Genomic DNA, 13,623 nt, shown 5'->3' with positions numbered 1-13,623 from the left:
TTGTTTGTCAGGCTCCAGAGCCCGGACATAAGCTTCCCCAAGCTTCGATAGTCAACCTGAGCGCCTGCGTCCACGGTTTGAACAATGGCCTCGTTGTCCACTTCCGGTGCAAGTTGAGAAGTAAGGATTCCCGATGCAGTCAAAGTGCGAAGATTCTTTAGCCTCCCGGCCCTGTGATACTCCCGATATTTCCCCTGACCGTACCCCGCCCAGCAGCTCCCATCGACTGGCCGAAGCGCTGCTCGACAAGGCCGGCTTGCGCCTGGACGGTCGGGCACCCTGGGACATGCGCCTGAATCGACCGGGTGTGCCGGAGCGGGCCTTGTCCGAAGGCAGCCTGGGGCTGGGCGAGGCCTACATGGACGGCGACTGGGACGCCGACCAGTTGGATGAGTTCTTTGCCCGGCTGCTGCGCTCGGGGCTGGCGGATGGAGTCAACCCGATGGCGATGCTGTTGCACGCCGCCCGGGTCAGGCTGCTCAACCTGCAGAACCGCAAGCGGGCCTGGCAGGTCGGTGAACAGCACTATGACCTGGGCAGCGAATTCTACGCGAGCATGCTCGACCCGCGGATGACCTACACCTGCGGCTACTGGCGCGAAGCCGAAGACCTGGTCGAGGCGCAGAATGCCAAGCTCGACCTGATCTGCCGCAAGCTGCGCCTGGAGCCGGGCATGCGCGTGCTGGACATCGGTTGCGGTTGGGGCAGCTTCATGTCCTATGCGGCGCAGAACTATGGTGTGGAGTGCGTCGGCGTGACCATTTCCCGGGACCAGGCCGCCTGGGCGCAGCAGCGTTATGCCGGGTTGCCGCTGGAATTCCGCCTGCAGGACTACCGTGATGTCGACGAGCAGTTCGACCATATCGTCAGCATCGGCATGTTCGAGCATGTCGGGCGCAAGAACCACCGGGTCTACATGGAAACCGCCGCGCGCTGCCTCAAGGACGATGGGTTGTTCCTGTTGCATACCATCGGCAAGAACCGCCGCCATTCCACCACCGACCGCTGGATCGACAAGTACATCTTCCCCAACGGCGACCTGCCTTCCATCGGCCAGATCGGCGATGCCGTCGATGGCCTGTTCGTCGTCGAGGACCTGCACAACTTCGGCGCCGATTACGACAAGACCCTGATGGCCTGGTACGAGAACTTCGAAGCGGCCTGGCCACGCTTCGCTGCACAGATGGGCGAGCGTTTCCGTCGCATGTGGCGCTACTACCTGTTGTCCTGCGCCGGGGCGTTCCGCGCCAGGGACATCCAGCTATGGCAGTGGGTACTGTCGAAACAGGGCGTGATCGGCGGTTATCAGCGCGTGTCCTGAGTTCCGTGCAGCGTCGAGTTAATGATCGATGAATAATCTTTCATGGCTAATTAACGCCTCGAACATGGTTCGAATCAATGGAAAAATATATATAGAAACCGGCAGTGAAAAATAACAACAGAGGCCTCTGGTCGGCACTCTGAAATGTTCCGGTTCCTGTCCAGGACGCCCCAGCGGCGTGCTTCGGAGCGCGACAGACAAAGCCCGGCCAGATCCCCCGCTTGCTTACTTTTGAAAATTGTCCTTGGCCTTCGGGCCTCTCTGCCATTTTCCATGTTTCGCGTTTCCACTCTCCGCGCGGATGACGGCGTGCGCGCTGCCGTTCGCTTCAACAAAAGAGTGAAACTTCATTGACCAGGGGATAATAACGATGTCGGTAAAGATCAACTTGCTTACGCTGGCGGTATCGCTGGGCCTGGCCCAGGTCGCGATGGCCGATGCCATCGCCGACCAGAGTGACGCCAAGGGCTTCGTCGAAGACAGCAGCCTCAACCTGCACCTGAAGAACCAGTATTTCGACCGTGACCGCAAGGATGGCAAATCCGATCTCAAGGACTGGACCCAGGGGATCTTCGGCAACTACAGCTCCGGCTTCACCCAGGGCACCGTCGGTTTCGGCGTGGATGCCTTCGGCTACTGGGGCATCAAGCTCGATGGCGGCCCGGGTACCGCAGGCACCGGCAACCTGCCGATCGGCCGCGATGGTTCTCCCGAGGATGACTATGCCAAGGCCGGCGGTGCGCTCAAGCTGCGGGTTTCCAAGACCGAACTGCGCTATGGCGACATGCAGCCGACCGCGCCGGTGTTCGCCGCCGGCGGCACCCGGCTGATCCCGGAAACCGCTACCGGCTTCGACCTGCAGAGCAGCGAGATCAAGGGGCTGGACCTGGAGGCCGGCCACTTCACCAGCGGCACCGGGGTGGTCACCACCAGCCGCGACCATGATCTGTATGCCACCTACGCCAACGTCCCGACCAACGCGGTCAGCTTCCTGGGCGGCAAGTACAGCGTCAGCGACAACCTGAACTTCACCCTCTACGGCTCCGAGTTCGAAGACATCTGGCGCCAGTACTACACCAACGCCAACTACACCCTGCCGCTCTCGCCGGGGCAGTCGCTGAACTTCGACTTCAACCTCTACCGTACCCTCGACGAGGGCCAGGCCAAGGCCGGCGCGATCAACAACACCACGTTCTCCTTCGCTACCGCCTACACCTTCCTGACCGCTCACACGGTGACCCTGGCCTACCAGAAAGTGCATGGTGACACGCCATTCGACTATGCCGGCTTCGGCACCAACGGCCCCGGCGACGGCGGCGACTCGATCCTGCTGGCCAACTCGGTGCAGTACTCGGACTTCAACGGTCCGGGGGAGAAGTCCTGGCAGGCGCGCTATGACCTGAACATGCAGAGCTATGGCGTGCCGGGCCTGAGCTTCATGACCCGTTATGTCCACGGTGATGACATCGATGGCACCAAAATGGCGGCGGACAGCCCCTACCGGGCCTATGGCTATGGCGCCGACGGCGAGCACCATGAAACCGATGTCGAGGCCAAGTACGTGGTGCAGGGCGGTCCGGCCAAGGACCTGTCCCTGCGCCTGCGCCAGTCGTTCCATCGCGGCAACGCCGACCAGGCCGAGGGCAACAACAACGAGCTGCGGCTGATCGCCGATTACCCGATCTCGGTGTTCTGATCAGGCGGCGGGGGAGGAGGGCGTTGCTCCGGCCGGTGGCGGCGTGTCCGCCCGCGCCGCTTCCACACGGTTCCTGCCGGTGCGCTTGGCCTGGTACAGGGCGGCATCCGCCCGGCCATAGGCGCAATCGAAGCGGGTGCCCATGGGGCTGGCGCTGACGCCGAAACTGGCGGTGATCTGCCGGTTCACCGGCGCCCCGAAGACGTGCGTGGCAACCGTCTGGCGCAGGCTTTCGGCCAGTTCCAGGCCGGCTTCGAGCGTCCCGCCGGGAATCAGCACGGTGAACTCCTCGCCACCCACCCGGCCAATGAACCCGGCATTGCCGACGATCTGTCGCAGGCAACCGACGATGCCCTGGATCACCGCATCGCCGGCGGGGTGGCCGAACTCGTCGTTGATCTGCTTGAAGTGATCGATGTCCAGCACCACCATCACCGCTCCGGTTTTCTGCAGGGCTTGCACGGTCAGGTCGATGACCGCGCCGCGGTTCAGCACACCGGTGAGGGCATCGTGGGTGGCGCGGTACTCGAGCTGGCGTGCCAGGGTCTGCAACTGCGCGTTGAGCGTGTTCATCTCGCGCTCGGCACGGTCGCTGCGGCGGATCAGCCGGCGCGTCTCGCGCATCAGGCGCTCGAAGTGGACAGTGAGGTCGGCGAGCGCCTGCCGGTACACCGGGGCGTCGGCCTCAGTCAGGGCGAGGATCGAACGGGCGTGTTCGAGGGCGTCAGTTTCGCTGCGGAACAGGTCGGGTTCGGCTTCGTCCTGTGCCTGTGCGCCTGCGCGAGTGACTGAAGCGGTCATGCTCATCATCCTTGTCGGAGAATCATTGGGGGGACGTGGCGTGGTCGTTGAAGACAATCGCGGTGAAGTCGGCCTTCAATTCTTCGCCGAACTCGAAAATGGTCTCGTCTTCCTCGTCGTGGTACCAGTGCACCTGCATCTCGTTACCCGATTGAGCCGCCTGGTCCAGGGCATCGAAGATGCTGAACAGCATCTTGGTGCTGGAGCTGTTGAAGTAGGCCAGGGCAATGTGCGTGGTGATCACGGTGTCCTCGCGGGAGGCGAGGTAGCTGCGCAGTTGCTGGAGGACAGGGGCATAGAAGGCGGCGGCATTTTCCGGGTAGGACTCGCCTTTGATCGTCAGCAGGTTCTGATCGAAACGAAAGTCGACTTCCGGTGAGGTGGCGGTTGCTTCGATGTAGAAATTGTCCATGGTGATGGTGTCACTCTGATCAGATAGTTGCTTTGAGGCAGAACAGCGTGGTGCCAGGCTCGTCTGCCCTTGGGTAGAAGTCGAACTCCAGCGGTGCGCTCGAGTCACGCGCCATGGTCAGGAAACCCAGGCCCGCGCCCTTGCTTTCCAGCGGGGTTTCCGCGCGCAGGGTGACCTTGTAGGCCTGCTTGATCTCTTCCAGGGACATGTTGCGCAGCGGCTCGAGTTTTTCCCGCAGGCGCTCGACGTCGCCGGTGGCGATGGGGTTGGCACAGAGCATCAGGTGGCGGTCACCTTCGCTGCTGATGCACACCGCACCCTGGCGCAGCGCGGACTCCTCGCCGGGCTCGCCGGGCAGCGAGTCGGAGGAGTAGTGAATGATGTTCTGCGACAGTTCGACGAAGGACGAGAACAGCTTGCGCCGCGTCGGCCCGTTCACCCCGGAGATCTCCAACTGCAGCCGGACCACCTCGGCCATCGCGCTGACGATGGTGTGGGAGAAATAGCCCATGTGATAGAAGATCACGTTGCGCTGTTGGGCCAGATCGAAGAAGTGGTAGTCGGGATGGGCAGCATTCGAATTGATCATGGTTCGTTTCCAAGACGCGCACAGAAAAGGGTGAGGTCGTCACGCCGGGCCTGCTCTCCCTGCCAATCGGCCAGCGTGCGTTGCAGGGCTTCGCCGATCACGGTCGCCGGCTGATTGCGCTGCTCCAGTATCGTGTTGAAGGCCTTGCTCCTGCCGAAGGCGATGTGGCGCGGGCCGCCGATCTGGTCGGTGAGGCCGTCGGTGGCGATGAACACCAGGCTGGCCGGCGCCAGCGCGATGCGGTTCACCGGCCACTGGTAGTCGATGGCACTGTCCACGTAGCCGACGCCGACCCGTTGCCCGGCCAGGGTTTCCATCTGTTCGGCCGCCGGCGGCAGCACGTGCAGCGCCATGCGCGCGCCGGCGAAGCTCAGGGTCTGGCTGGCGTTGTCGAACCATAGGAACGCGGCATCGAGGCCATCATCGGATTCCGGTGTGCCATCGCTGCTGTGCACCTGGCCGAGCAGTTCCTTGACGCTGCGGTTCACCGCCGCCAGCAGTGCGCCGGGGTCGCGGGGGCCGAGCCGGGCCAGCGCCTGGGTCAGCGACGAGGAAGCGATCAGGGTCATGAAGGCGCCGGGCACGCCGTGGCCGGTGCAGTCGGCGATCGCGCCGAACCAGCCATCGGGGTAGGCGCAGAAATGATAGAAATCGCCACCGACCACATCCCGGGGTTCCCAGAGCAGGACAGCGTCGTCCAGGGTCGCCTTGAGGGTGTCCCGCGAGGCGCGCAGCATGGAGCGCTGGATGACGCTGGCGTACTCGATGCTCTGCATGATCTGGCGGTTCTTCTCGGCCTGCATGGCCGCCACCACCGCCATCAGTTGCAGGCCGCTGCCGAGCCCGGCGAAGCGTCCGTCGCGGGTGACGATGAAGCCGTCGGAGAGGGCCTTTTCCCCGGATTCCACGGTCTTGAAGGTCAGTTCCTCGATGCTCATGCCGGCGTCGACGATCAGCGGCTCCTTGTCCATGAAGGCGATGCAGCTCTTCTTGTCGTACAGCTCGCGGTGGAACGGCTTGCTCATCATCGACAGGAAGATGTTGCGATTGATCAGGCCGATGGGTCGTGCCTCTTCCACCACTGCCAGGCAGGCCACCTCCTTCTGCGAACTGAAGGTTTCCATCACCAGGGCGTTGGTGCTGCTGGCGTCTATCGCCGGCATCTGCAGGCAGAGATCTCCGGCACAACGGTGATCTCGGGAGCGTTGTGGACGCATGAAGGAGAAGCTTTCTGCACGCATGCTGGGAATCGCCGGGCAAAGTGAAGGCACAACGCTATCGCTCCAATATGACGCTTGTATGACGATCTCTCGTCTGCTCTCCCGAACCCGCTGATTCGCCAACGAATGATCCGGCTGCCGCGCGGCTGTGTATCACAGTGTGTACGCACTGCTGACTGATACATCCGGCGACGCCCTGGCCGGTTGTGCGACACAGAGGGGATACACGCCCGCGATTAACTTTGCCTGTCGAACAGCGCAGCCGCTTGAGCCGCTGATTCGCTCACCCCATCGTTGATCAAGGAGAACACCATGAAGAGCAAATACGCCGCCCTCGCCGCCACCCTCGCCATTTCCCTCAGCGCCTTCGCGGTCGGGGCCCATGCCGCCGATGACCAGGCCCCCAAGGAAAAATGCTACGGCGTGTCCAAGGCCGGTCAGAACGATTGCGCCGCCGGTGCCGGTACGTCCTGCGCGGGCACCGCCAAGACCGACTACCAGGGCAACGCCTGGGTCCTGGTGGACAAGGGCACCTGCACCCAGATCAAGACACCCAAGGGCTTCGGTTCCCTGACGGAGCAACCATGAGCCGCAGTGCCGGCGCGGTGACCGCCGGCCTCGGCCGGCTGTTGCCCGAGTCCCTGTTGCTGCTGGTGGCCCGGGTCGGGATCGCTTCGGTGTTCTTCCTGTCGGGACGAACCAAGGTCGAAGGCCTGCTGACGATCAAACCGACGACCTACGTGCTGTTCCGTTCGGAGTATGCGTTGCCGCTGATTTCGCCCGAGTTGGCGGCTCACCTGGCGACCTATGCCGAGCACCTGTTCCCGATCCTGCTGGTGCTGGGGTTGCTGACCCGGCCGGCGGCGCTGGCCCTGCTGGGCATGACGGCGGTGATCGAGGTGTTCGTCTACCCCGACGCGTGGCCGACGCACCTGACCTGGGCCGGATTGTTGTTGCCCCTGATCGCCTACGGCGGCGGCAAGTGGTCGCTGGATGGGCTGTTGCGCCGCGGCTCGAACTGACCCGCCGTCCGACGCCCTCTCGAACTGAAGATTTTCAACCACAACATCAAGCCATGACGGCTTGAGGAGATGCAGCATGCGCAAGTTACCCATCCTGGCCTTCAGCGCCCTGGCCCTGGCGGCACCGATGTTCGCCAGTGCCGCCGCCGAGCCGGCCGCACCGGCGGGTGCCAGGAACATCGTCATCGTCCATGGCTCGTTCGTCGACGGCTCCGGCTGGCGGGTGGTGCACGACATCCTGATCCACAAGGGCTACCACGTCACCGTGGTGCACCAGCCGGCCACCAGCCTGGATGCCGATGTCGCCGCCACCCGGGAGATCCTCGACCAGCAGGTCGGTCCGGTGGTGCTGGTCGGCCACAGTTCCGGCGGTGCGGTGATCGGTATCGCCGGCGACCGGGACAAGGTCAAGGCACTGGTCTATGTCGCCGGGTTGCAACCGGAGGTCGGCGAGACCCTGGGCCAGTTGCTCGGCTCCATGCCGTCGCCGAGCAATGACATCCACGCCACCCGTGACGGCCTGCTGTTCGTCGACCGGGCCAAGTTCGGCGAGGACTTCGCCGCCGACCAGACCACCAACCGCACCGACTTCCTGGCGGCCTCGCAGGTACCGGCCGCTGCCGCGACCTTCGGTACGCAGAACTGGGCGGCCGCCTGGCACAAGAAACCGAGCTACGGAATCGTCGCCACCGACGACAAGGCCCTGAACCCCGACCTGCAGCGCTGGATGTACAAGCGTGCCGGTTCCAAGGTCACCGAGATCAAGGCCAGCCACACCGTGTACATCTCGCAGCCTGAGGCGGTGGCGAAAGTCATTGAGCAAGCCGCGTTGAACGCCAAGTAAGTCCACTGACCCCCATTGCTTCACCCACAACCCTGTTTATCTGGAGAGACACCATGACCACTACCGCTTCCCGCCTGAGCCTCGCCACTGCCGCCGCCCTGATCGCCCTGGCGTCCGCTTCCTTCACCGTTTCGGCCAGCGCCGCCGACAAGGAGCAGCCGGGCCGCTGCTACGGCGTCAACAGCTGCAAGGGCGAAAGCCTCTGCGCCACCGCCAAGAACGACTGCAAGGGCCTGAACGGCTGCAAGGGGCAGGGCGTCGTGGTGAAAACCCCGAGCGAGTGCCTGAAGGCCGGCGGCACCCTGACCGAGCCGAAGTAAGCGCAAGCCGGTGGTGGGGCTACTCCTGTGGCCCCACGCATCCACACGGATACCCAAGCTTCCCTCTCAAGCGAGTACCTGCGATGTCGGTTTCCACTTCTGTTTTCTCGGGCTTCGGCCTGGGCCTGCGCAAGGAACACTATCGGGACTTCCTGGAGACCGAGGTTCCGGTCGATTTCGTCGAAGTCATCTCCGAGAACTTCATGGTCGAAGGCGGCCAGCCCCGGCACATCCTGCGCCAGGTCCGCGAGCGGCATCCGGTGGTGCTGCACGGCGTGTCGATGTCCATCGGCTCGGCGGACGGCCTGAACCCGGACTACCTGCGTCGTTTGCGGCAACTGGTCGACGAGATCGACCCGCTGTTCGTTTCCGACCACCTGAGCTGGTCGCGTATCGGCCACTTCAACGCCCACGATCTGCTGCCGGTGCCGTACACCGAGGAGGCGCTGGAGATCGTCTGCCGCAATATTTCCATGGCCCAGGATGCCCTCGGCCGTTCCATGCTGTTCGAAAATCCGTCGAGCTACCTGGCCTTCGACGGTGCCTCGATGACCGAATGGGAGTTCATCGGCGCGATGGCCGAGCGCACCGGCTGCGGCCTGCTGCTCGACGTCAACAATGTTTTCGTCAGTGCCAGCAACCATGGTTTCGATGCCCTGGCCTTTCTCGACGGCTTGCCCGCCGACCGCGTGCGCCAGATGCACCTGGCCGGGCACAGCCAGGGCGAGCACCTGCTGATCGACACCCATGACAGCCCGGTCTGTGAGGCGGTCTGGGCGCTGTATGCCGAGGCGGTGGCGCGCTTCGGCACCGCCGCGACCATGATCGAGCGCGACGACCATATCCCGCCGTTGGCCGAGCTGCTGGCGGAACTGGATATCGCCCGTGCCATCGGCGCGGCGAATGCCCGTGGCGGCCTGCGGAGGGCGGTATGAACCTGGCGCAATTGCAACAGCAGTTCCGGCAATGGCTGGTGACCGGGTCCGACGAAGCCGCAGGACGTCTCGGCGAGGGCCTGGAAGCCGGCCTGGCGGTGTACCAGAACAACTACCGGGCGCAATTGGTGGGTTGCCTGGAGCAGTCATTTCCCCAGGTGCGCCGGTGGATCGGTGACGAGGCGTTTCTCGCTGCGGCGATCACCCATATCGACCGGCAGCCACCCCATGCCTGGACGCTGGATGCCTACCCGCAGGGCTTCCATGCCAGCCTGGTCGAGCTGTTTCCAAACAATCCCGATGTGCATGAGCTGGCCTGGATCGAGTCGGCGCTCAACGATGCCTTCGTCGCCGAGGATGCCCAGGCCCTGCCACTGGAGGCGCTGGCGAGCATCGACTGGGACACGGCGCGGCTGTGCCTGACGCCGTCTTTCAGGAGCCATGCGCTGACCACCAATGCCGAACCGATCTGGGCGGCGCTGTGCGAGGAGACGCCGCCGCCTGCGAGCGAAATGCTCGCCGAGCCGGGCGGGGTGATCGTCTGGCGTCGGCAATTCACCTCGCGCCTGCGTCCGCTGGAATCCCTGGAGTACCAGGCGCTGCTGCGAGTGCAGGAAAACGGCAGTTTCGCCGGCCTGTGCCAGTGGCTGGTCGAGCGTCTCGGCGAGTCCGAGGGCGTGGCCCGGGCGGGTGCGCTGCTGGCCGGCTGGCTCGCCAGCGAACTGATCGTCGCGATCGACTGACCCCATTCTCTTTGCCAAGGAACTGCCTCATGTCCGAGTCTCTGTTCAATCGCCGTCGCTTCCTGCTGTCCGCCGCCGCCGGTGCGGCCGCCATCGGCCTGGCCGACATGGCCCCGGCGCTGGCGTCGACCGGGCAGGCCGCGCCTCGTGCCGGAGCGTCGAGCAAGCCGCTGGCGCGCCTGCCCATTCGCCAGGTGCGTACCGACCTGCTGGATATCGGTTACCACGAGACCGGGCCGGAAAACGGTCGGCCGGTAATCCTGCTGCACGGATTTCCCTACGACATCCACAGCTATGCCGAAGTCGCGCCGCTGCTCGCGGCCCAGGGTTTCCGGGTGATCGTGCCGCACCTGCGCGGGCACGGCAGCACCCGTTTCCTCGACAGCGCGACGCCGCGTTCCGGCCAGCAGGCGGCCCTCGGCCAGGATGTGCTGGACCTGATGAACGAACTGCACATCCCCGAGGCAGTACTGGCCGGCTACGGCTGGGGCGGTCGTGCGGCCTGCGTCGCGGCGGCGCTGCGGCCGAGCCGCTGCGTGGGGCTGGTGTCGACCAGTGGCTACCTGATCCAGGACATCGCCAGGGCTGCCAGCCCGTTGTCGGCCGAAGTCGAATGGGGCCTGTGGTACCAGCACTACTTCCAGACCGAACGCGGCCGCGCCGGGTTGGCCGCCCATCGTCGCGATATCGCCCGAATTCTCTGGCGCAACCATTCGCCGACCTGGCATTTCGACGAGCCGAGCTTCGAACGGGCAGCCGAGGCTTTCGACAACCCGGATTATGTCGATGTGGTCATCCATTCCTATCGGCATCGCATGGGCCTGGCCGAGGGTGATCCGAGCTACGCCGAGGCCGAGCGGAAACTCGCGCTGCTGCCGGCGCTCAGTGTGCCGACCATCACCCTCGACGGCACCGATGGCCAGGCATCCGCAGCACGTTTAAGCGGCCCGCGCAGTCACCGGCAGGTTCCCGGTGTCGGCCATAACCTGCCCCAGGAGGCGCCCGGGGTCTTTGCCGAGGCGGTGGCCGACCTGGTGCATGGCGGCAAGTGGCGCACCTGATCCCGCCAGCCGGACAATGTCGCCGTCATCGCCCTCGAGTGGGCGATGGCGGCGTTTGCCTGGAGTCGACCGCGTGCTCGATCAATGGGCGATGCGGGCGGCTTGCCTGAACCGATCCTGAACACTGACGATCCGCTGCACAAGGCGCTTGGCTCGGCCCGGGGCCGGGTGCTACAAGAACCTCTGCAACGTCATCCTGTTCAGAGGTCGCCATGAAACGCTGGATCGTCAATAACCGTGGGCTGCTGATCTTTCTCCTGTGTTTCGGCATCTTCCGCACATCCATGGCGGACTGGAATCCGATTCCCTCGGGCTCGATGCGCCCGACCCTGCTGGAAGGCGATGTGGTGCTGGTCAATCGGCTGGCCTACGACCTCAAGCTGCCCCTGAGCGATATCTCCCTGGCCCCGCTGGGCAATCCGCAGCGCGGCGACGTGGTGACGTTCACCTCGCCCAAGGACGGCATACGGCTGATCAAGCGGCTGGTCGGCGTGCCGGGCGATGTGCTGGAGATGCGCAACGAGGTGCTGTACGTCAATGGCGTGGCAGCGCACTACAGTGATAGCCGGGAGATCGCCGAGCCGAGCGGTCAGGGTGTGGACATTCCTGGCGTGTCGGTGACCGAGGCGTCGGACAACAGCGTGCGTCGGGTGCAGTTCCTGCACGGCGTCGCGGCAGCCCGGGATTTCGGCCCGATCACCGTGCCGGCGGACAGTTATTTCATGCTGGGGGACAATCGCGACAACAGTGCCGACTCGCGCTACATCGGCTTCGTGCCACGCCGCCTGCTGATCGGCCGGGCCCACCACATCGTGGTCTCGGCCGACATCCTCGACCACTGGATGCCGCGCCTGGACCGTACCGGCAAGCGGATTCTCTGAAAGGACAGGAGTGTGGGAAGGGGGAAATCCGGGGGGGGGGCAAGGCTTGAGGGCCTGTTCGCTGGCAAGCCAGGCTCCTGCAGGCGTTGTGTCGTAGATCGGTCAGGTGTTCCACCCGGCCTCCGGGCGGGAGATGGCCGGACGGCGCTCCGCTTGCCGGCGATAGGCGCTGGAACGGCGGGCCCACTCAAGAGGCTTGCTCCTTGAGCGGGCCCGGCGCAGGAGTCAGGGCTGGGTGGCCTGGAAGCTCGGCAGCGCCTGGACCTGCTCCCACCACTGGGCAAAGCCCTCGATATCGAACAGCCGCGCGGCGTCCGGGGTCTGCGAGATGTAGCTGCAGAACGGCACCAGGTAGAAGTCCGCCAGGGAGGCGTTCGGTCCGGCAATGAAGCGGTCCCGGCCCCTGATCTTCATCAGCTCGCGCAGCACCTGGCGCCCTTTCTCGATACCGGCCTCGCGAGCCGCTTCGTTCCTGCCGCCGATGAAGTCGGGGAACAGGTGGTAACCGGCCACCGCCACCAGGGCGTTGTAACCGTAGGCGTCGTAGATACCGATCGCCATGTTGGCGCGGGCGCGCCCCTGGGCGGTGTCCGGCAGCAGCGACGGGCCGGGCAGGACCTCGTTCAGGTAGTGGGTGATGGCGCCGGTTTCGATCACCTTGAAGCCCTCATGCTCGATCACCGGCACCTTGCCGAACGGGTGGCGCAGCAGGTGCTCGGGGTGATGGGGCTCGCCCTGGATGACGTCCACCGGGACCTGCCGATAGTCCGCGCCTTTTTCGGCGAGAAGCATTCTGACGGTACGGACGTAGGTGCTGCCGCTGAAGCCGTAAAGGGTGATGCTCATGATGATGACCTCCTGGATGAATCGGTGTTGTGGTAGCCAGGCCGCCCGCGGTGGGTGACTGGGGACCGGCATAGTTCATCGCATCGATGTATCCGGGATGTGTTCGGCATTCGCTGGATGCTTGAGGACGTGTGTCGCCACGCCGTGGAGACACACTGTGATACACGGCCGTCGCGGGGCAGGGGCCGGCCGTTGTCGACCAGGGGTTGACTTCTCTTTTTATATCAGTAACATAGGCGCCATTCCGCAATAGCTCAGTTGGTAGAGCAAATGACTGTTAATCATTGGGTCCCTGGTTCGAGTCCAGGTTGTGGAGCCAGATAGAAGAAAAAACCTGCAGCGATGCAGGTTTTTTTTTGCCCGAAATTCAGGCGGCTGCGATTGGCGGTCGCCCACAGTCGAGGAAATCAGCATGGCGGACATGGCCCAGCAGGACGATCTGTTTCAGGTGGACAAGCGGCTTTCCCTCAAGCCGGTGATGGACTTCAACGCCTTCCTGCTCCAGGCGTTCGCCGACGGTCCGTGCCGGTGCCTGCGCTGCCTGGAGAATTCGGGCGTCGAGACCGGCTATGCTTTCCAGCACACCTTTGAGCTGGGCAAGGTGGTCAACCGCCAGTTCGCCAGGACCACCCCGAGCGACGTACTGCTGGCGCTGAAGAAAGCCTGGCTGTCGTTCTTCAAGGCCGAGCTGGAAGTGCCGGGCCTGCTGGACCTGTCCCGGGTGCGGGAATTCGTCAAGCCCGAATTGCATATCCGCCTGCGCCCGTTGCTGCTGGCCAGCGGCCTGATCGTGGAGCGCGATGGCGAGTGGTTGCTTCAGGCGGTCGCCGAGTAATACTCAAGCCGCTTTGATACCTCGACTGCCGTCTCTGCAAGCGGCAGTCGCGTGCCAACCCTGCTTGTGGCACTGACTTGCTGTGGACTGCAATCCT

16 protein-coding genes and 1 tRNA gene are annotated in these 13,623 nt (G+C 64.3%); 12 read left to right on the top strand and 5 right to left on the bottom strand.

Annotated features, from left to right (window positions below):
- Positions 1–133: 133 nt before the first annotated feature.
- Positions 134–1,321: a cyclopropane fatty acyl phospholipid synthase gene (gene cfa, locus PF66_RS22190; protein ID WP_275044512.1), complete on the top strand. Its 1,188-nt coding sequence runs from the start codon at positions 134–136 to the stop codon at positions 1,319–1,321.
- Positions 1,322–1,691: 370 nt separating this feature from the next.
- On the top strand, positions 1,692–3,017 hold the full coding sequence (locus PF66_RS22185) for an OprD family porin (protein ID WP_054063843.1): 1,326 nt from the start codon (positions 1,692–1,694) through the stop codon (positions 3,015–3,017).
- Here PF66_RS22185 and PF66_RS22180 read toward each other — a convergent pair whose 3' ends face one another.
- Genes PF66_RS22180 through PF66_RS22165 form a run of 4 tightly spaced genes read right to left on the bottom strand, consistent with a single transcriptional unit; the run spans position 3,018 to position 6,036 of the window.
- Entirely contained in the window at positions 3,018–3,818 is an 801-nt protein-coding gene (locus PF66_RS22180; RefSeq protein WP_054057660.1) for a GGDEF domain-containing protein, read from the bottom strand.
- A 22-nt stretch (positions 3,819–3,840) separates the two neighbouring features.
- A complete protein-coding gene (locus tag PF66_RS22175; RefSeq protein WP_054063842.1) occupies positions 3,841–4,230 on the bottom strand; it encodes a DUF1987 domain-containing protein in 390 nt (129 codons plus the stop codon).
- A 19-nt stretch (positions 4,231–4,249) separates the two neighbouring features.
- Positions 4,250–4,819, bottom strand: coding sequence for a SiaB family protein kinase (locus PF66_RS22170; RefSeq protein WP_054063841.1), 570 nt, complete (start codon positions 4,817–4,819; stop codon positions 4,250–4,252).
- Positions 4,816–6,036: a SpoIIE family protein phosphatase gene (locus PF66_RS22165; RefSeq protein WP_054063943.1), complete on the bottom strand. Its 1,221-nt coding sequence runs from the start codon at positions 6,034–6,036 to the stop codon at positions 4,816–4,818. The genes PF66_RS22170 and PF66_RS22165 overlap by 4 nt, the downstream gene beginning before the upstream one ends.
- A 315-nt stretch (positions 6,037–6,351) precedes the next feature.
- On the opposite strand from PF66_RS22165, the gene PF66_RS22160 reads away from it, so the two are divergent.
- The 8 genes from PF66_RS22160 to lepB all read left to right on the top strand — a co-directional run bounded on the left by PF66_RS22160 (position 6,352) and on the right by lepB (position 11,845).
- On the top strand, positions 6,352–6,627 hold the full coding sequence (locus PF66_RS22160) for a DUF2282 domain-containing protein (RefSeq protein ID WP_017906588.1): 276 nt from the start codon (positions 6,352–6,354) through the stop codon (positions 6,625–6,627).
- A complete protein-coding gene (locus PF66_RS22155) occupies positions 6,624–7,061 on the top strand; it encodes a DoxX family protein (RefSeq protein ID WP_054057657.1) in 438 nt (145 codons plus the stop codon). The genes PF66_RS22160 and PF66_RS22155 overlap by 4 nt, the downstream gene beginning before the upstream one ends.
- 76 nt (positions 7,062–7,137) lie before the next feature.
- Positions 7,138–7,905, top strand: a complete 768-nt coding sequence (locus PF66_RS22150; protein ID WP_054057656.1) for an alpha/beta fold hydrolase — start codon at positions 7,138–7,140, stop codon at positions 7,903–7,905.
- Between the two features lie 53 nt (positions 7,906–7,958).
- Positions 7,959–8,225, top strand: a complete 267-nt coding sequence (locus tag PF66_RS22145) for a hypothetical protein (RefSeq protein WP_054057655.1) — start codon at positions 7,959–7,961, stop codon at positions 8,223–8,225.
- 83 nt (positions 8,226–8,308) lie between these two features.
- Positions 8,309–9,160 carry a DUF692 domain-containing protein gene (locus PF66_RS22140; protein ID WP_054057654.1) on the top strand — a complete coding sequence of 284 codons (852 nt, stop codon included), beginning with the start codon at positions 8,309–8,311 and terminating at the stop codon, positions 9,158–9,160.
- A complete protein-coding gene (locus PF66_RS22135; protein WP_054057653.1) occupies positions 9,157–9,903 on the top strand; it encodes a DNA-binding domain-containing protein in 747 nt (248 codons plus the stop codon). Before PF66_RS22140 ends, PF66_RS22135 begins: the two co-directional genes overlap by 4 nt.
- A 29-nt stretch (positions 9,904–9,932) precedes the next feature.
- Complete coding sequence (locus PF66_RS22130) at positions 9,933–10,964, top strand: alpha/beta fold hydrolase (RefSeq protein ID WP_193394223.1); 1,032 nt, start codon at positions 9,933–9,935, stop codon at positions 10,962–10,964.
- A gap of 212 nt (positions 10,965–11,176) precedes the next feature.
- A complete protein-coding gene (gene lepB / locus PF66_RS22125; RefSeq protein ID WP_054063840.1) occupies positions 11,177–11,845 on the top strand; it encodes a signal peptidase I in 669 nt (222 codons plus the stop codon).
- Between the two features lie 225 nt (positions 11,846–12,070).
- On the opposite strand, the gene PF66_RS22120 is transcribed toward lepB, so the two are convergent.
- Complete coding sequence (locus PF66_RS22120; RefSeq protein WP_054059839.1) at positions 12,071–12,691, bottom strand: glutathione S-transferase family protein; 621 nt, start codon at positions 12,689–12,691, stop codon at positions 12,071–12,073.
- A gap of 243 nt (positions 12,692–12,934) precedes the next feature.
- Between PF66_RS22120 and PF66_RS22115 the strand changes: the two genes are divergently transcribed.
- Together PF66_RS22115 and PF66_RS22110 are read left to right on the top strand one after the other, a co-directional pair.
- Positions 12,935–13,010 (top strand) — tRNA-Asn (locus tag PF66_RS22115).
- 93 nt (positions 13,011–13,103) lie between these two features.
- Positions 13,104–13,526 carry a hypothetical protein gene (locus PF66_RS22110; protein ID WP_054059838.1) on the top strand — a complete coding sequence of 141 codons (423 nt, stop codon included), beginning with the start codon at positions 13,104–13,106 and terminating at the stop codon, positions 13,524–13,526.
- Positions 13,527–13,623: the final 97 nt, after the last annotated feature.

Source organism: Pseudomonas asplenii (assembly GCF_001293465.1).
GTDB lineage: Bacteria > Pseudomonadota > Gammaproteobacteria > Pseudomonadales > Pseudomonadaceae > Aquipseudomonas > Aquipseudomonas fuscovaginae_B.
This window is presented reverse-complemented; position numbering and strand designations above follow the sequence as displayed.